Raw genomic sequence first — 16044 nt, 5'->3', positions numbered from 1 at the left:
TGCCCCACCCGTCGCCGCAGCACCATTGCACTGCTCGCCGCCTGCTGGTTAGCTCTTGAGGGCTCCCGGCCGTCCGGTCCGGGGGCCCGAGGGCGGGCGCAAACGGTTCTGCGGAACCTTGGACCGGTTCTTCGAGGGGGTGGCCGGTGATGCGCGACGCGACCGGCGGGGACACGGACTCGGCAGACTTACGGTACGACGGCGGCACACCGCGGCCCGGCGCACTGGCCCGGCAGCAGCCCGGACCGGCCCGGCAGCAGCCCGGCGCACTGGCCCGGCAGCAACCCGCCGGACCGCCCCGCCGCCGCCTCCTGCACACCGGCGCCGCGCTGGCGGCCGGCGCCGCGGGCGGGGCGCTCCTCAGCGCTTGCGGTCCCTCGGCAGCCAGGAGTGTGGGCGCCGACGGCAGGATCATCGTCGAGTTGTGGCACGGTCAGGCCGACACCGGCCGTAAGGCCATCCAGGCGCTCGTGGACGACTTCAACCGCAGGCAGTCGCACATCCGGGTCGACGCCGGGGCGGCGGGGTGGTGGCCGACGCCATGCTCCAGAAGGTGACGGCGGCGCTGGCCGCGGGCTCGTACCCGGACATCGCGTACATCTTCGGGGCCGACCTCGCCCGGGTGGCCCGCAGCCCCCGCGTCGTCGACCTCACCGGCACGCTGCGGGGTACCGCGTACTGGCCGCAGTTCTGGGGCTCGGTCCGCGACGCCGTCGAGCTCAACGGCCAGGTGCGGGCGGCGCCCGCCGTACTGGACTCCCTGTGCTACGTCTACAACAGGAAACTGTTCCGGCAGGCCGGGGTGCCCTACCCCAAGGCGGGCTGGACCTGGGACGACTTCGTCCGTACGGCACGCCTGCTGACCGACCCGCGCCGCGGCACCTTCGGTACGAGCTGGCCCGGGACCGGCGACGAGGACACCGTGTGGCGGCTGTGGCCGCTGGTGTGGGACCTCGGCGGCGAGGTCATCGCCCCGGACGGGCACAGCATCGGCTTCAAGGACGTCGGGGAACGGGCGCTGAGCACCCTGGCACGGCTCGCCGCCGACAAGAGCGTCTACGTCGACCCCAAGCCGGGCAGCGAGCAGATGCACCAGGTCTTCATCGGCGGGCGGATGGGGATGATGGCCACCGGCCCGTGGGAGCTGCCGGACATCGTCGACGGCAAGGTCGACTACGACGTGGTGCCGCCGCCGACGTACAGCGGCCGGCCCTGCACGATCGCCGGACCGGACACCTGGACCGTCTTCGACAACGGGCCGGAACGGTCGCGGGCGGCCGTCGAGTTCCTGCGCTGGCTGGGCGATCCGGCGCAGGACGTGCGGTGGGCGCTGGGCGGTGGCAGCCTGCCGCTGAGCAGGGCGACGGCCGCGCGCCCTGAATGGCGGCGGCACTCGGCGCGGACCACCGGGCTGCCGGTGTTCACCGCCGCGCTGAACACCGCGCGGGTCCGGCCCGTCCACCCGGCGTACCCGCAGATCTCGCAGGCCGTCGGCGAGGCGGTCGTGGCGGTGCTGCTGGGCCGCAGCTCCCCCGCCGAGGCGCTGCGGTCCTGCGCCGAGAAGGCCGACGCGGCCCTGCTGATCCCGCGATGAGACCGGACGATGCCCACGAGACGGCGGCCGGACGCGGCCGGACGGAAGAGGGTGCGATGCCGTCAGAGCCCGGCGCGAGCCGCGGGAAGAGCCAGAGCCGCGCGCCGGTGCGCGGTACGACGCCCCGCGCCCTCACCCTGGACCCGCACCGGTACGGCGACGGCCGACGGGACACGCGTACGGCCACGAACCGGACGCCGGGCGCCCCCGCCCCCCGCCGCCCCCGCACCCTCGCCGGCCGTGCCCGCCGGGAGAACGCCACCGCCTGGGCCTTCATCAGCCCGTCCGTCCTGATCATCCTCGGGCTGAGCATCGTCCCCGTCGTCTGGTCGCTGCTGCTCTCCTTCCGGGCGGACGACCTGGTCACGCCGGGGCGCTGGGTGGGCCTGGACAACTACCGCGCGCTGGTGCGCGATCCGGGCTTCCGTACGGCGGTGGAGAACACCCTCGTCTACGCGGGCCTGTACGTGCCGCTCAGCCTGATCGGCGGCCTGGCCCTCGCGCTGGCGCTCAACCGCCGCATCCGGCTGATCGGCCTCTACCGGACGTTGATCTTCATCCCGTTCGTGATCTCGGCCGCGGCGCAGGGCGTGCTGTTCTTCTTCATCCTGGACCCGCAGTTCGGGGTGGCCAACTCCCTGCTGCACCACCTGGGCGTGTCACCGCAGGGCTTCCTCTCCGACCCCGGGCAGGCGCTGTACCTGCTGGTGCTCATCTCGCTGTGGAGCGGGATCGGCTTCTGTGTCGTCGTCTATCTGGCCGCGCTCCAGGACGTGCCACCGGAACTGATCGAGTCGGCGCGGCTGGACGGCGCGGGCCGGCTGCGGGTGCTGTGGCACATCAAGCTGCCGTCGCTGACGCCGGTGACCGTCTTCCTGCTGCTGTGGCAACTGATCACCGCGTTGCAGGTGTTCGACCTGATCTACGTCACCACGAAGGGCGGCCCGCTCGGGTCGACCACCGTCATCGTCTACTTCGTATGGGAGCAGGCGTTCCAGATGTTCACCGCCGGATACGGGGCCGCCGCCGCGTACGTCCTCGCGGTCGCCCTGCTCGTCGTGGGCACCGCCCTGCGCCTGTACCGGCGGCGCCGGCCGGGTGCCGCGCCGGACGGAGCGGTCCGTTGAGCGCGCCCGCGGCCGTGCCGCCCGGTGCCGCGCCCCCGCACGGGAGCACCGCCCCACGGGCCCGGCGCCGGCGGCTGCCCTTCAGCGCCTGGCACCTGGTGCTCGCGCCGCTGTCGCTGGGGTTCGCGCTGCCGCTGGTGTGGCTGGTGCTCAGTTCGGTGATGACCAACGCGGAGATCAACCGTTTCCCGCCCTCGCTGTGGCCGGCCGGCATCGATCTGGGCGGGTACGACTACGTGCTGGGCAACGCGATGTTCCCGCGGTGGTTCGCCAACTCCTCGGTCGTCGCGGTCACCGCGGTCCTCTCCAACCTGGTGCTGGGTTCGCTGGGCGGCTACGCCTTCGCCCGGATGCGGTTCGCCGGGTCGCGGCTGCTGCTGGGACTGATGCTGGCGACGATGGTCATCCCGTTCCAGCTCACCATGATCCCGACGTTCCTGGTGATGAAGAACCTGGGGCTGATCGACACGCTGGGGGCGCTGATCGTGCCGTCCCTGGTCACGCCGTTCGCGGTCTTCCTCTTCCGGCAGTTCTTCCTGGCGCTGCCCCGGGAGCTGGAGGAGGCGGCCTGGATCGACGGGTGCTCGCGGCTGCGGGTGCTGTACTCCGTCGTCCTGCCGCTGGCCCGCCCGGCGCTGGCCACCGTCGCCGTACTGACCTTCCTGACCACGTGGAACGACCTGACCTGGCCGCTCATCGCGATCAACCACGATACCCAGTACACGCTCCAGCTCGGGCTGACGACGTTCCAGGGGCAGCACCACAACCGGTGGTCCGCGATCATGGCGGGCAATGTGATCACGGTGCTGCCGGTGCTGGTGGCGTTCCTCTTCGCGCAGAAGACCTTCATCCAGTCGCTGACGTCGAGCGGGTTGAAGGGGTAGCCCGGCCCCCTTTCCCCTCCCTCCCGTACCGCCCCTTCATCAAGCCCCTGCCCCGGAGGTACCCGTGCCCCGCTCCTTCGACCTCCTCGTGATCGGCGACGCCAATCCCGACGTGGTGGTCGGTCCCGTCCCGCCCACCCTGGAATACGGGCAGCGCGAGCGACTCGTCGCCACGGGAAGCCTCCTGCTGGGCGGTTCGGCCGCGATCACGGCCTGCGGCGCGGCGCGGCTGGGGCTGCGCGTGGCGTTCGCCGGACGGGTCGGAGACGACGCCGCGGGCGCCTTCGTGCGTACGGCGCTGGCCGAGCGCGGCGTGGACGTCACGGCGCTGGCCACCGACCCGGAACGGCCCACTCCGCTCACCACCGTCCTCACCCGGGGCGACGACCGCGCCATCCTCACCGCCCCCGGCTGCCTGGCGGCCACCGGCGCACAGGACGTGCCGGACCGGCTGCTGGCCGACTGCCGGCACGTGCACGCCGGATCGTTCTTCCTGATGCCGCGTCTGGCCCGGTCGCTCGGCGACCTCTTCGCGCGGGCCCGCGGGCACGGCGCCGCCACCTCGCTCGACACCAACGACGACCCCGCGCAGCGCTGGGACCCGGAACTCCTCGGTCCCGTACTGAAGTCCACCGACGTCCTGCTGCCGAACGCGGCGGAGGCGCGGGCACTGGCCGCGACGCTGGCTCCCGTATCACCGGCTCCCGGATCACCGGAAGGCGACGGCCCGGAATGCGGCCCAACCAGCACTGCCGCCACTGACGCCGCTGCCGCCGCCCTCGCCCGCCTCGGCCCGCTCGTCGTCGTCAAGGACGGCGCGGCCGGCGCGCTCGCCCACGACGGCGTCACGCTCACCCGTACGGCCGCCGTCCCCGCCGACCCGGTGGACAGCGTCGGCGCCGGGGACAGTTTCGACGCCGGTTTCGTCGCCGCGGTCCTGCACGGCCTGGACCTGCCCGCGGCGCTCTCCTTCGCCGCGGCCTGCGGCGCCCTGTCCACCCGCGCCCACGGCGGTACGGCGGCCCAGCCCACCTGGGACCAGGCCCGCGCCGCCGCCCTCACCACCCGACCAGGGAGCCACGCATGACCAGCCCCGCACCGACCGGCCCCACCACCCCGACCGGCCGCACCGCACCGACCGGCCGCACCGATCCCAGCACCGCCCCCGGCACCGTGAAGATCGCCTTCATCGGCGCCGGCAGCGTCGTGTTCACCCAGGGACTCCTCGCCGACCTGCTCGCCTTCCCCGAACTGCGGCGCGTCCACGTCGCCCTGCACGACATCGACCCGGAACGCCTCGCCACCGCCGAGGGCGCGGCCCGCCACATCGCCGCCACCCGCGGCGCCGAGCCGGTCGTCACCGCCCACCTCGACCGCCGGGCCGCGCTCGAAGGCGCGGACTTCGTCATCAACACCGTCCAGGTCGGCATGGACGAGGCCACCCGTCTCGACTTCCGCATCCCGGCCCGCTACGGGCTGCGCCAGACCATCGGCGACACCCTCGGCGTCGGCGGCATCTTCCGCGCCCTGCGGACCTTCCCGCTGCTGCGCGCCCTCGCCGACGACATCGCCGAACTCTGCCCGGACGCATGGCTGCTGAACTACACCAACCCGATGGCGATGAACGTGATGTACCTGGCGCAGGCGACACCGCTGCGCCGCGTCGTCGGCCTGTGCCACTCGGTGTACTGGACCGTGCACGACCTGGCCGAGCTGCTGGGCGTCCCGTACGAAGAGGTCTCCTACCTGGCCGCGGGCGTCAACCACCAGGCGTGGGTGCTGCGCTTCGAACGGAACGGGCAGAGCCTGTACCCGCTGCTCGACGACATGATCGCCAAAGATCCGCAACTGCTGCGGCGGGTACGCGTGGACATGTACCGCAGGCTCGGCCACTACCCGACCGAGACCAGCGAGCACTCCTCCGAGTACGTGCCCTGGTACCTCCACCACGACAGCGAGGTGGAGCGGCTGCGGCTGCCGATCGGCACGTACCTGGACATCATCAAGGAGAACACCGCGGAGTACGAGCGGACCCGGGACGCGCTCGCCGCCGGAGCACCGCTGCCGGTGGAGGGCACGATGGAGTACGCCCCGCAGATCATCCACAGCATCGTCTCCGGCACCCCGCGCACGGTCTACGGCAACGTCCCCAACCACGGCCTGATCGACAACCTGCCCGCCGATGCCGTGGTGGAGGTGCCCTGCCTGGTGGACTCGCTCGGCGTCCAGCCGACCCGGGTCGGCGCCCTGCCCCCGCAGTGCGCGGCCCTGAACCGGGCCTACGTCAGCGCCAACGAGCTGGTCGTACGGGCCGCGGTGGACGGCGACCCGCGCCACATCAGGCACGCGGCGATGGCCGACCCGGCCACCGCGGCCGCGCTGCCCGTCGAGCGCATCTGGGACCTGTGCGACGACCTCGTACGCGCCCACGCCGACCTGCTCCAGCCGGAGCTGCGGGAGGTGCTGGGGCACTGACCGGGGCACTGAGACGCGACACTGAACCGGGGGCCCGGCGCCGCTACTGGAGGCCGAGCGCCATCCACTTGCCGGGCTCGGACAGCGGCTCGAAGCCCACCCGCGCGTACACGTCGTGGGCGTCGCCCGTCGCCAGCAGGATCCGGCTCAGGCCGTACGGTGCCAGGTGGTCGCGGATGTGGGTGACGAGGGCGGTGCCGAGGCCCTTGCCGCGGGCGGCGGGGGCGACGTAGACGTCGCAGAGCCAGGCGAAGGTGGTGCGGTCGGTGACGACGCGGGCGTAGCCGACCTGCCGTCCCCGGCCGGCGCCGCCGTCCGCCGTCCCGGTCCCGTAGAGGCCGAAGTTGAGCGACCCCGCCACCGCGCGGTCCTGGCGCTCGCGCGGGCGCCCGAGTGCCCAGTAGGCGTCCGTGGAGAGCCAGTGGTGGATGAGGGCCAGGTCCAGCCGGTCCGCGTCGGTGGAGACCTCGTAACCGGCCGGAATGCCGTAGGACACGGCCGCGGGGGCGCGCTCGCCCGGAGCGTCGGGGATGCTGTCGTTCATGGACGGAGGCTCGCAGAGGAGCCGTCCGGAGTCGAACGTATTACCCGTCGCCCCGTCCGTGGCCCCGCTTCTCGCCCCGCCCGTCGGCTCACCCCACCCCCGCCACTTCCTCGTACGCCGTGCGCAACCGCCGCGCCCCCTCCGCCAGTTCGGCGGTCCCGGCCGCCGAGGCGAACGTCAGGCGCAGGTGCGGGGCCGTGGGCTCGGCGGCGAAGTACGGGCGGCCGGGGGCGACCGCGACGCCCGCGCGCAGTGCCGCGCCGGCGAGGGCCGCCTCGTCCGTACCGTCGGGCAGGCGAAGCCAGAAGTGGTAGCCGCCGGGCGGCACGACCTGCACGCCCGGGCCCGCCCCGGACGGCTCCGTACCGCCGAAATACCTCCGGAGTGCGGTGACCAGCGCGTCCCGACGTACCGCCAACTGCGCGGAAATCGCCCGCAGGTGGCGGCTCCAGGCCGGGGCGCCCACCAGTTCCAGGGCCGCTTCCTGGAGCGGCCTGGGGACGAAGAAGCTGTCCACGACCTGGATGGCGCGCAGCCGGTCGAGGACGGGTCCGTGCGCGGCGAGCGCGCCCACCCGCAGGCTCGGCGAGGTGGCCTTGGTCAGCGAGCAGACGTGCACGACCGTGCCGTCCGGGTCGTCGGCGATCAGCGTGGGCGGCAGCGGCGGCGCGTCCTCGTGGACGAGGCGGCGCGCGAAGTCGTCCTCGACCACGAACGCGCCGGCCGCGCGGGCGATCCGCAGCACCTCGGCCCGGCGCCCGGCGGTCAGTACGGCCCCGGTCGGGTTCTGGAACAGCGGCTGGCAGACGAAGAGCCGGGCCCCGCTGGCGCGGAACGCCTCGGCCAGCAGGTCGGTCCGTACCCCGTCCGCGTCCATCGGTACGGGGACGGGCCGCAGCCCGGACGCGCGGGCGGCGGCCAGCATGCCCGGGTACGTCGGCGACTCGACGAGCACCGGCGCGCCGGGCGGGGCCAGCGCGCGCAACGCCGCGGTCAGCGCGCTCTGCCCGCCCGCCGTGACCAGGACGTCCGAGTCGGCGAGGGTGCCGCCGGGGCCGCCGATCTCGCGCGCGAACCAGGCCCGCAGTTCGGGGACGCCTTCCATGGGCGGCCGGCCCCAGGCTCCGGGACGGCGCCCGGCCCGTGCGAGCGCGGCGGCGAGCGCGCGTTCCGGCTGGAGGCCGGGATGCAGATAGCCGCCGTTCAGCTCGATGACGCCGGGGGCGGGCGCGGCCAGGGTGGCCAGCACACCGGAGGCGTCCACGCCGCGCGGCGCGTGGTCGTCGGCGGCCTCCGCGCTCAGCGCGATCTCCTGCCAGGAGGTGTCCACCGGGCGGGCCCGCGGCCGGGCCTCGGCGCGGAAGGCGCCGGCGCCGGGGCGGGTGGTCACCAGCCCCTCGGCCGCCAGCTCGGCCAGGGCGCGGGAGACCGTCACCGGGCTGACCCGGTGCCGTTCGACCAGGGTGCGGCTCGACGGCAGCTTCTCACCCGGAGAGTAGCGGTTGAGGCCGTCGCGGAGGATGGCGGCCAGTTCAGCGACGCTGCTACGCTCGTGCATGAGAGATCACGATAGCGCTACTCCGGGCAGCACGCTAGCGGTCAACGCCCCGGCCACCGGCCCCGCCGAAGCCCACCCCGCCGCTGAGACCGCCCAGCCGGCCGCCGAGGCCGCCGGCCCGACCGCCATAGCCACCGCCCCAGCCACCCTCGCCGACGCGGCCCCCCGCCCGACCCCCGCGGTCCACGCCCCCGCCCCCCGCGCCGCCGCCCGCGGCACCCTCCTCGCCGCCCTCGGTGTCGCCTCCTTCTCCCTCACCTTCCCCGCCACCGCCTGGGCCCTGGAAGGCATGGGCGCCTGGACGGTGGTGACCCTGCGCAGCGTGCTCGCCGCCGCCGTCGCCGGGATCTGCATGCTCGTCCTCCGCGTCCGGCTGCCGGACCGCCGCCACTGGGCGGGCCTGGCCGTCGTGGCGGCCGGTGTCGTCCTCGGCTTCCCGCTGCTGACGACCCTCGCGCTGGAGACCTCCACCACCTCGCACGCCGCAGTCGTCGTCGGCCTGCTGCCGCTGACCACCGCCGCGTTCTCGGCCGTACGGACCGGCGCCCGCCCGTCGCGCACCTTCTGGACCGCGGCGCTGGCCGGCGCGGCCGTCGTCATCGGCTTCGCCGTCCAGCAGAGCGGCGGCGCGCTGAGCACCGGCGACCTCTATCTCTTCGCGGCGCTCCTGGTGTGCGCGGCGGGCTACACCGAGGGCGGTCGGCTCGCCCGTCACCTGCCCGGCTGGCAGGTGATCGGCTGGGCGCTGCTGCTGGCCCTGCCGGTCACCGTGCCCGGCGCCGCGCTGGCGCTGGTCGCCGAGCCGCCGCACCTGACGGCGCACGCGGTGGCGGGCCTGCTGTGGCTGGCTCTCGGCTCGCAGTTCCTCGGTCTGGTGGTCTGGTACCGCGGCATGGCGGCCATCGGCGTGTCCAAGGCGAGTCAGCTCCAGCTCGCCCAGCCGCTGCTGACGCTGGTCTGGTCGGTGCTGCTGCTCGGCGAGCAGTTGCCGCTGGCCGCACCGGTCGCCGCCGTCGCCGTCCTCGTCTGCATCGTCGTCACCCAGCGTTCGGTCTCCTGAGGGCCGCGGGGACAAAAGTCCGTACCGGAGCTGTGCGGGTGGCGCGTTCCCCGGGTGCATCGGCGGGGCCCGGCCGTAGACTGACGGCCACGGAACAGTCACCCTCCGACCGACTGACGAGGAGGCCGTAGCCGATGAGAGCGAGTGTGGGAGACCGGCTGCTGGTGCACGGCAGGATCGTGGGGCAGCACGACCGGACCGCCGAGATCATCGAAGTCCTGGGGCGGACGGCACCCCGCCCTATCGGGTGCGTTTCGAGGACGGCCACGAGACGCTGATGTCACCCGGCCCGGACACCGTCGTACGGCACTTCCCGACGGCCGACGCCCAGGAGTAGGGCACCGGCCGCGGCGTCACGACGCGGGGCGCGGGGGCCGCACCGGCCCGGGATAGTGGTCGGCCACGACCCGCGCCATCGCGCCGGTGCGGTCCTCGGCCACCTCCTTCGCGGAGAAGAAGATGTGGCCGCGCACCTGCGGGTAGCCGCGGGCCAGGGTGAGGTGGCGGGAGAGTTCGGCGGGGTCCTGCCAGGCGGGCGGCTGGCCCGGCGCGCCCGCCTTGTACAGCGCCTCGCCGATGCACAACTGCACGCGGGTGCCGGTGACCGTCTCCGACCACCAGGGCAGGAGCTTGGCGTAGTCGGCGGCGGGGAAGCCGATGTTCCAGTAGACCTGCGGCACGATGTAGTCGATCCACTCCTCGCGCACCCACGTGCGGGTGTCGGCGTAGAGGTCGTCATAGGTCTGCACGCCCGCACGGGTGTCCGAACCGGCCGGATCGGTGGCCTGGTTGCGCCATATGGCGAAGGGACTGATACCGAAGCGTACGGGCCGGTGGTGCGTACGGCGCGGTCTGCGCCAACGGCCGGGCCACCGGCCGCCGCCGCCCGTCGACCGCGCGTCCCGCACCCGCTGCGCGGTCTCGCGCACCAGCAGGTCGATGTTGTTGCGCCGCCAGTCCGCCCGGTTCGCGAAGTCCCCGCCGTACTCCTGGTACGCGGCGTCGTCGTCGAAGGTCTGGCCCGCTACGGGGTAGGGGTAGAAGTAGTCGTCGAAGTGGACGCCGTCGATGTCGTAGCGCTCCACCGCGTCCAGGATCGCGTCCTGCACGAAGGCGCGGACCTCGGGCAGCCCCGGGTTGTAGTACAGCTTGCCGCCGTACGGCACGGCCCAGTCCGGACGCAGCCGCGCCGGGTGGGTGGGCACCAGCCGTGACGGGTCGGTGTGGTTGGCGATGCGGTACGGGTTGAACCAAGCGTGCAGCTCCAGGCCGCGCCGGTGGGCCTCGCGGACGGCGAAGCCGAGCGGGTCCCAGCCCGGATCACGGCCCTGCACGCCGGTCAGGTACTCCGACCAGGGCTCGTACGGGGACGGCCACAGCGCGTCCGCCGTCGGCCGCACCTGGAAGACCACCGTGTTGAGGCGGCGTGCCACCGCCGCGTCCAGGTAGGCGCGCAGTTCGGCCTGCTGCGAGGCGGCGGGCAGGCCCGCCTTGGAGGGCCAGTCCCGGTTGGCGACCGTGGCCAGCCACATGCCGCGGAACTCCGGCCGGCCGCCGTCCGCACCGCGGCCGCGGGCCGCCGCGCTCCCCGGTGCCGGTGCCGCAGCGGCCGCCGAAAGAGCCGCGACTGCGAACGCTCTTCGTGTGATCCGTCTCATGCCGCGCCCCCAAAGTGTCCGGAACGTCCGTCTCAGGACAACAGAATGCCCGCCCCTGCCCCCGCCGCACAGCATTCCGCGGAGTAACGTCGGGGCCGAGGCGGACGCCGGGGTCCCTGCCGCAGGTACGGCCGGTCCCGCGCGCCCCGCCGGACCCCGAGATCAGCGAAAGGCACGATGTGACCGACATCGAACGCGTCGGAGTGGTGGGCTGCGGCCAGATGGGCGCCGGTATCGCCGAGGTGTGCGCCCGCTCCGGCCTGGACGTGATGGTCGCTGAGACCACCGGCGAGGCGCTGGAGCTGGGCCGTACGCGGCTGACCAACTCCCTCGGCAAGGCAGCCGAGCGCGGCAAGATCACCGTCGCGGAGCGCGACGCGACGCTCGACCGGCTCAGCTTCACCACCGACCTCGGTGAGTTCGCCGACCGCGACCTCGTCATCGAGGCGGTCGTGGAGAACGAGCAGGTCAAGACGGAGATCTTCCAGGTCCTCGACCAGGTGGTCACCCGCCCGGACGCGATCCTGGCCTCCAACACCTCCTCCATCCCGCTGGTGAAGCTGGCCGTCGCCACCTCCCGCCCCGACCAGGTCATCGGCATCCACTTCTTCAACCCGGCGCCGGTGCAGAAGCTGGTCGAGCTGATCCCCGCGCTGACCACCGGCGAGGAGACGATCAAGCGGTCGGAGGCGCTGGTCCACGACGTGCTGGGCAAGCACGCGATCCGCGCCCAGGACCGCTCCGGCTTCGTCGTCAACGCGCTGCTGATCCCGTACCTGCTCTCGGCGATCCGGATGTTCGAGTCCGGCATCGCCAGCCGCGAGGACATCGACAACGGCATGGAGATGGGCTGCGCCCACCCGATGGGCCCGCTCAAGCTCTCCGACCTGATCGGCCTGGACACGGTCGCCTCGGTCGCCAACTCGATGTACGAGGAGTACAAGGAAGCCCTCTACGCCGCTCCCCCGCTGCTGGCCCGCATGGTCGACGCGGGCCGCCTCGGCCGTAAGACCGGGTCGGGGTTCTACTCGTACTGATCCCGTACGGATCTCGTACGCCCCGCCGCACGCAGGAGTAAGGGCGGGACCGGTGCCCCGGTCCCGCCCTTTTCCGCGTCGCCGGTGCGAAGCCCGCGACCGTCCGTGCCGCCCGCCGTCCCCGATTCCCTGAGTGGCGCCCCCCGTCGTGGTCCGCCCGCCGCTCGGGGGAAAGACGGCGGGCGGACAACCGGCCGATGGGCGCCCGTCCACCGGCAGCGGCCCCCGTTGAAACCAGCGTCGGCCTTCCGGGCCGGGACCGGGAGCGTGTGAAGCCGGCCTCTTCGGGTGCGCGGTTCACACCCCGTGTGAAACGGGCGCTCCCCCGGCGGCCGTCACGAGGGGTGACTTCACACGGGGTGTGCGCGGCAGACCCGCATATTCGTCCCGCACACGCTCCCCCCGTACGTGCCGAGGCAGTTGACTGGTGCGCGTATGGACAACGAAGTCCCGCCCGAGAGAGGAAAGAGGAGCGGACCGTGACCGCCCACCCCGAACCCGACCTGGTTGCCACCGACATGGCGGAGTTGAGACGCTGCCTCGATGTGCGGACGGCACGTGTCGACGGCCAACTGGCGCTGCTCGCGCAGCGCTCCGAACAGAACGAGCGTGACGCGGGCGACATGCAGGCCCGCGTCACGCGGTTGGAGCACGGCCGCTGGCCGCTGCCCTCCATCGCCGCACTCACGGGGCTCGCGGCGCTGGCGATCGCCGTATGGCAGGCGATGGGGCACTGAGGCCGGCGGGCCGGCGGCGCGCCTGAGGCGTCGCGGCCCGGGTCACCCCAGCCGGATGTGATGCAGCAGCAGCAGAGCGGCCGCCATGTTGGCGGCCGGCACCTCCCCTCGCGCGATCATGTCGGGTACCAGCTTCAGGGGGACCCACTCCCGTTTGTCGGACTCGAAGTCGTCCTCGGGAGGGCCCACGTACACGCCCTGGTCGGACCAGAAGATGTGGTGCCGGGCGTCCGTGAGGCCGTTGGACGGCTCCACGGAGAGGAGGTGTTCGAGGGGGCCGGGGCGCCACCCGGTCTCCTCCTCCATCTCCCGGGCGGCCGCGGCGGCGATGTCCTCGCCGTCCTCGACCACGCCCGCGGCGAGTTCCCATCCCCAGGTGTCGGTGATGAAGCGGTGCCGCCACAGCAGCAGCACCTCGTTGGCCTCGTTGACCACTGTGGCCACGGCGACGGGCCGCAACCGGATCAGGAAGTGATCCAGGTGGCGGCCGTCGGGGAGTTCGACATCGGCGAGGTTGACCCGGAACCAGCGGTTCTCGTACACGGTCTGCTCACTGAGATTCTTCCATCGCACGTATGTGCCACCTTCCGCCGTTGAGCAGGCAAGGTGACACGGGCCGGCCTCACAGTGGAACGCGCAGCGCCTCGTCGATCAGATCGGCAGCTCGGTCGGTGGCGGAACCTCCGGTTTCGGCCAGGTGCTCGCGCACCGCCCGCAGCCGGTCCCGTAACCGCTGCGACTCCATTCCCCGCGCCTGTTCGGTCATCTGCGCGGCGTTGGCCACAGCCTGGTCCGCGTCCCCTTGGCGCAGCTCGATATGGGTGAGCATGGCCAGCCGGTGGACCCGGCCCCGGTCGTGCGCGGGGGTGTCGACGGCGGCGTCCGCGTGGGCCCGGGCGGCCCGCAGGTCCCCCAGGCTCAGCAGTGCCTCCGCCACTTGGACGTTCACCAGGCCCGGCTGGACGTAATCCGTTTCGTCGGGTTCCTGACCAGGGCGTATGCGCTCGGCCGCCGCCTCCGCCCGCCGGATGCAGGACAGCGCGCTCGCGCCGTCGCCCAGGCGTGCGTACGCCTTGGCCTGCATCGCGTAGAGGTCGGCCGCGAGCGCCGGGGTGATCTGCGGCCCCGCCGCCCGCAGGGCCGCCTCCGCGAAGGCGACCGCCTGACGGTACTCCCGTACGAACAGGGACTGGTTGACCAGCAGCGCGATGACGTACGCGCCGAGCCCCCGGTCCCCGCTCGCCTTGGCCAGCCGCAGCGCCTGATGGAAGTAGCGCTGGGCCAGCCCGAGGGCGTCCGAGTCGTACGCACAGATTCCCGCGACGGCCACCAGCCCGCCGGTGGCCCGGTGGAGCTGACGGCCCGTCGCGTCGGTGTAACTGCCCCGCAGCAGCGGCGCCGCCTCGGTGTTGAGGAATCCCACGATCCGCGTTCTCGTCGCGATACCACCCGCCTTCCGGTACATCTGCTCGTAGTGCGTACGCGCCGCGCGGAGCATTTCGATGTCCGCCATGGAGACCCTGGTCAGGCCGGTCCGGGACACGTCGGAGTCCTCGGGCGGGTTCTCCCACTCCCAGACGGGGATGACCGCCGAGGTACCGGTGAGGGCGGGGGCGGACAGCACATGGGGGCGCTGCTGCTCGTCGGAACGCCACAGCGCGGTGGCCCGTTCCACGAATCCGGAGAGCGGCGTGTCCGGGGCGCGGCGCACCCCCGGCCGGCTCAGTCCGATGTCGTCGAGCCCCACGGCCCGGTGCAGCCGTTCGCTGAGCACCTCACAGATCAGGTCGGGGACCTGGCCCCGGGGCCGCTGGCCCTTCAGCCACCGGGCCACGGCCGTGTGTTCGTAGCGCAGCGCGAGTCCGCGCTGCCGGCCGAGCTGGTTGACGTGCAGCGCCAGCCCGGCGTGCGATATGCCTGCCTCGTCGAGAATCGCGTCGAGCAGGCTGTTGGGCTCCATGGTGCCCTCCTGACGGGGCCGCCCCGCCTCCCGGCCGGGGCGGCCGCTCGTGGTCTGGTCGACTCAACAACCCTTGAGATCAGCCTAATCAAGCAGGCTTCGCACGGGGTGTGAACCGGCCGCGCCCCGCTTCACTCCGCCCGGCCCGCCCGAACGCGCCCGCGTGCCAGGGCCGCCGGGTCCGTCCCGGCGGGTACCCGCGGGCGGTCGTTGCAGAGCACCAGCAGCGCCACGTCGTCGGAGAGCCGCCCGCCGCAATGGCGCAGCAGCGCGGCCCGTACGCCTTCCACGACCGCGGCGGCGCGGCAGTCCCGGACCGACCGGACGCTCTCGTCGAGCGCCTGCGGCAGCGGGAAGAACGTGCCGTCGGCGTCCCGCGCGTCCGTCGCCCCGTCGGTGTGCAGGAAGATCGCCTGGCCGGGCGGCAGCGGCGGGCAGTCGGTCACCGGCAGCTCGGCGGGCAGCGGGAAGAGACCGAGCGGCGGCATCGGTTCGCCGGGCGCGTCGGGCAGCGCGCCGCCGCGGGTGAGGCGGTACGGCCAGGGGTGCCCGCAGTTGAGGGTCCGTACGGCGCCGTCCCGGGCGATCTCCACCAGCAGCAGCGTCACGAACTCCTCGGACAGCGGGTTCTCCGGCTCCCCGCCGCCCGCCGACGAGTGCTCCGCGCGGGCCCGCTCCCGCAGATGCCGGTGCAGCGCGCGCTCCAGGCGGCGGAGCACCCGCCCCAGGTCCGGCTCGTCGTGGGCCGCCTCACGGAAGCTGCCGAGCACCGCGGCGACCGTGCCCAGGGCGCCGAGGCCGTGGCCGCGGACGTCGCCGATGACGGCCCGTACGCCGTGCCGGGTCGCCACGACGTCGTACAGATCGCCGCCGACCGTCGCCGTCTCGCCTGCCGCCAGGTGGTCGGCGGCGACCACGATGCCGTCCACCCGCGCGGGCGGCGGGCGCAGCAGTACCCGCTGCGCCGCGGTGGCCACCTCTTTCGTACGTTCCAGCTCCCGCAGCAGGCGCAGCCGCCGGCCGGCGGTCAGATAGCTGGCGGCGACGACCACGAGGACGGCGCAGCAGGTGCCGACCCGGGCGAGGGGGTGCGCCCCGGAGGACTCCGTCCCGAGGGGCAGCAGCGCGAGCAGGGCGCACAGGCCGCCGAGCACGACACACTGACGCCGGCCGGTGCCGGCGCAGGCTATGGCGGGGGCCGCGGCGAGGAGCTGGAGGAACTGGCCTTCGGCGGGGGTGCACCGCTCCCAGACCAGCACGCCGAGCACCCACAGACCGGGCAGCACGAGGACGAAGGCCCGCCGGGCCCGCGCGGCGCGCGGCCGCCCGGCACTCCGCCGCGCCCAGGATCGGATCATGCCGATGCTTCCCCCCAGCAACCATCGAGGCGGTCGGCCCGGTCCCGCGGCA

13 protein-coding genes and 2 pseudogenes are annotated in these 16044 nt (G+C 73.5%); 9 read left to right on the top strand and 6 right to left on the bottom strand.

The features are described from left to right. Positions 1–149 precede the first annotated feature (149 nt). The 5 genes and pseudogenes from EJG53_RS33600 (at position 150) to melA (ending at position 6080) form a co-directional block, all read left to right on the top strand. Positions 150–1594: pseudogene (locus EJG53_RS33600) on the top strand (ABC transporter substrate-binding protein). Positions 1595–1650: 56 nt separating this feature from the next. Continuing rightward, positions 1651–2721, top strand: a complete 1071-nt coding sequence (locus EJG53_RS33595) for a carbohydrate ABC transporter permease (protein WP_244955450.1) — start codon at positions 1651–1653, stop codon at positions 2719–2721. After that, complete coding sequence (locus tag EJG53_RS33590) at positions 2718–3605, top strand: carbohydrate ABC transporter permease (protein WP_125048069.1); 888 nt, start codon at positions 2718–2720, stop codon at positions 3603–3605. Before EJG53_RS33595 ends, EJG53_RS33590 begins: the two co-directional genes overlap by 4 nt. 64 nt (positions 3606–3669) lie before the next feature. Continuing rightward, positions 3670–4692 (top strand): carbohydrate kinase family protein, encoded by a 1023-nt coding sequence (locus tag EJG53_RS33585; protein ID WP_125048068.1) that lies wholly within the window; start codon positions 3670–3672, stop codon positions 4690–4692. Positions 4693–4778: 86 nt separating this feature from the next. Beyond that, positions 4779–6080 carry an alpha-glucosidase/alpha-galactosidase gene (gene melA / locus EJG53_RS33580; protein WP_125049773.1) on the top strand — a complete coding sequence of 434 codons (1302 nt, stop codon included), beginning with the start codon at positions 4779–4781 and terminating at the stop codon, positions 6078–6080. A 43-nt stretch (positions 6081–6123) separates the two neighbouring features. Here melA and EJG53_RS33575 read toward each other — a convergent pair whose 3' ends face one another. Together EJG53_RS33575 and EJG53_RS33570 are read right to left on the bottom strand one after the other, a co-directional pair. Then, positions 6124–6624 carry a GNAT family N-acetyltransferase gene (locus EJG53_RS33575; RefSeq protein WP_125048067.1) on the bottom strand — a complete coding sequence of 167 codons (501 nt, stop codon included), beginning with the start codon at positions 6622–6624 and terminating at the stop codon, positions 6124–6126. A gap of 88 nt (positions 6625–6712) precedes the next feature. Then, entirely contained in the window at positions 6713–8182 is a 1470-nt protein-coding gene (locus EJG53_RS33570; protein WP_125048066.1) for an aminotransferase-like domain-containing protein, read from the bottom strand. On the opposite strand from EJG53_RS33570, the gene EJG53_RS33565 reads away from it, so the two are divergent. Further along, complete coding sequence (locus EJG53_RS33565) at positions 8181–9242, top strand: DMT family transporter (RefSeq protein WP_125048065.1); 1062 nt, start codon at positions 8181–8183, stop codon at positions 9240–9242. The two genes, EJG53_RS33570 and EJG53_RS33565, sit on opposite strands and share 2 nt — an antisense overlap. Positions 9243–9376: 134 nt before the next feature. Further along, a pseudogene (locus EJG53_RS33560) lies at positions 9377–9579 on the top strand (DUF1918 domain-containing protein). A 16-nt stretch (positions 9580–9595) separates the two neighbouring features. Here EJG53_RS33560 and EJG53_RS33555 read toward each other — a convergent pair. Beyond that, positions 9596–10900, bottom strand: coding sequence for a glycoside hydrolase family 10 protein (locus EJG53_RS33555; protein ID WP_125048064.1), 1305 nt, complete (start codon positions 10898–10900; stop codon positions 9596–9598). A 179-nt stretch (positions 10901–11079) separates the two neighbouring features. Here EJG53_RS33555 and EJG53_RS33550 point away from each other — a divergent pair, with 179 nt between their 5' ends. Further along, the gene (locus EJG53_RS33550) at positions 11080–11937 is read left to right on the top strand and encodes a 3-hydroxybutyryl-CoA dehydrogenase (protein ID WP_031011827.1); all 858 of its coding nucleotides are present in this window, start codon (positions 11080–11082) and stop codon (positions 11935–11937) included. A gap of 479 nt (positions 11938–12416) precedes the next feature. Next, positions 12417–12674 carry a hypothetical protein gene (locus tag EJG53_RS33545; RefSeq protein ID WP_174856497.1) on the top strand — a complete coding sequence of 86 codons (258 nt, stop codon included), beginning with the start codon at positions 12417–12419 and terminating at the stop codon, positions 12672–12674. Between the two features lie 42 nt (positions 12675–12716). Here EJG53_RS33545 and EJG53_RS33540 read toward each other — a convergent pair whose 3' ends face one another. The 3 genes from EJG53_RS33540 to EJG53_RS33530 form a co-directional block, all read right to left on the bottom strand. Then, on the bottom strand, positions 12717–13247 hold the full coding sequence (locus EJG53_RS33540) for an NUDIX domain-containing protein (protein WP_125048063.1): 531 nt from the start codon (positions 13245–13247) through the stop codon (positions 12717–12719). 49 nt (positions 13248–13296) lie between these two features. Then, positions 13297–14634 (bottom strand): hypothetical protein, encoded by a 1338-nt coding sequence (locus tag EJG53_RS33535; RefSeq protein ID WP_030017684.1) that lies wholly within the window; start codon positions 14632–14634, stop codon positions 13297–13299. Between the two features lie 131 nt (positions 14635–14765). Beyond that, positions 14766–15992, bottom strand: coding sequence for a PP2C family protein-serine/threonine phosphatase (locus EJG53_RS33530; protein WP_125048062.1), 1227 nt, complete (start codon positions 15990–15992; stop codon positions 14766–14768). Between the last annotated feature and the right edge of the window lie 52 nt (positions 15993–16044).

The organism is Streptomyces chrestomyceticus JCM 4735 (assembly GCF_003865135.1).
GTDB classification, from domain to species: Bacteria; Actinomycetota; Actinomycetes; order Streptomycetales; family Streptomycetaceae; genus Streptomyces; species Streptomyces chrestomyceticus.
Note: the sequence above shows the minus strand (reverse complement) of the source record. Positions and strands in the feature narration are given on the sequence as shown.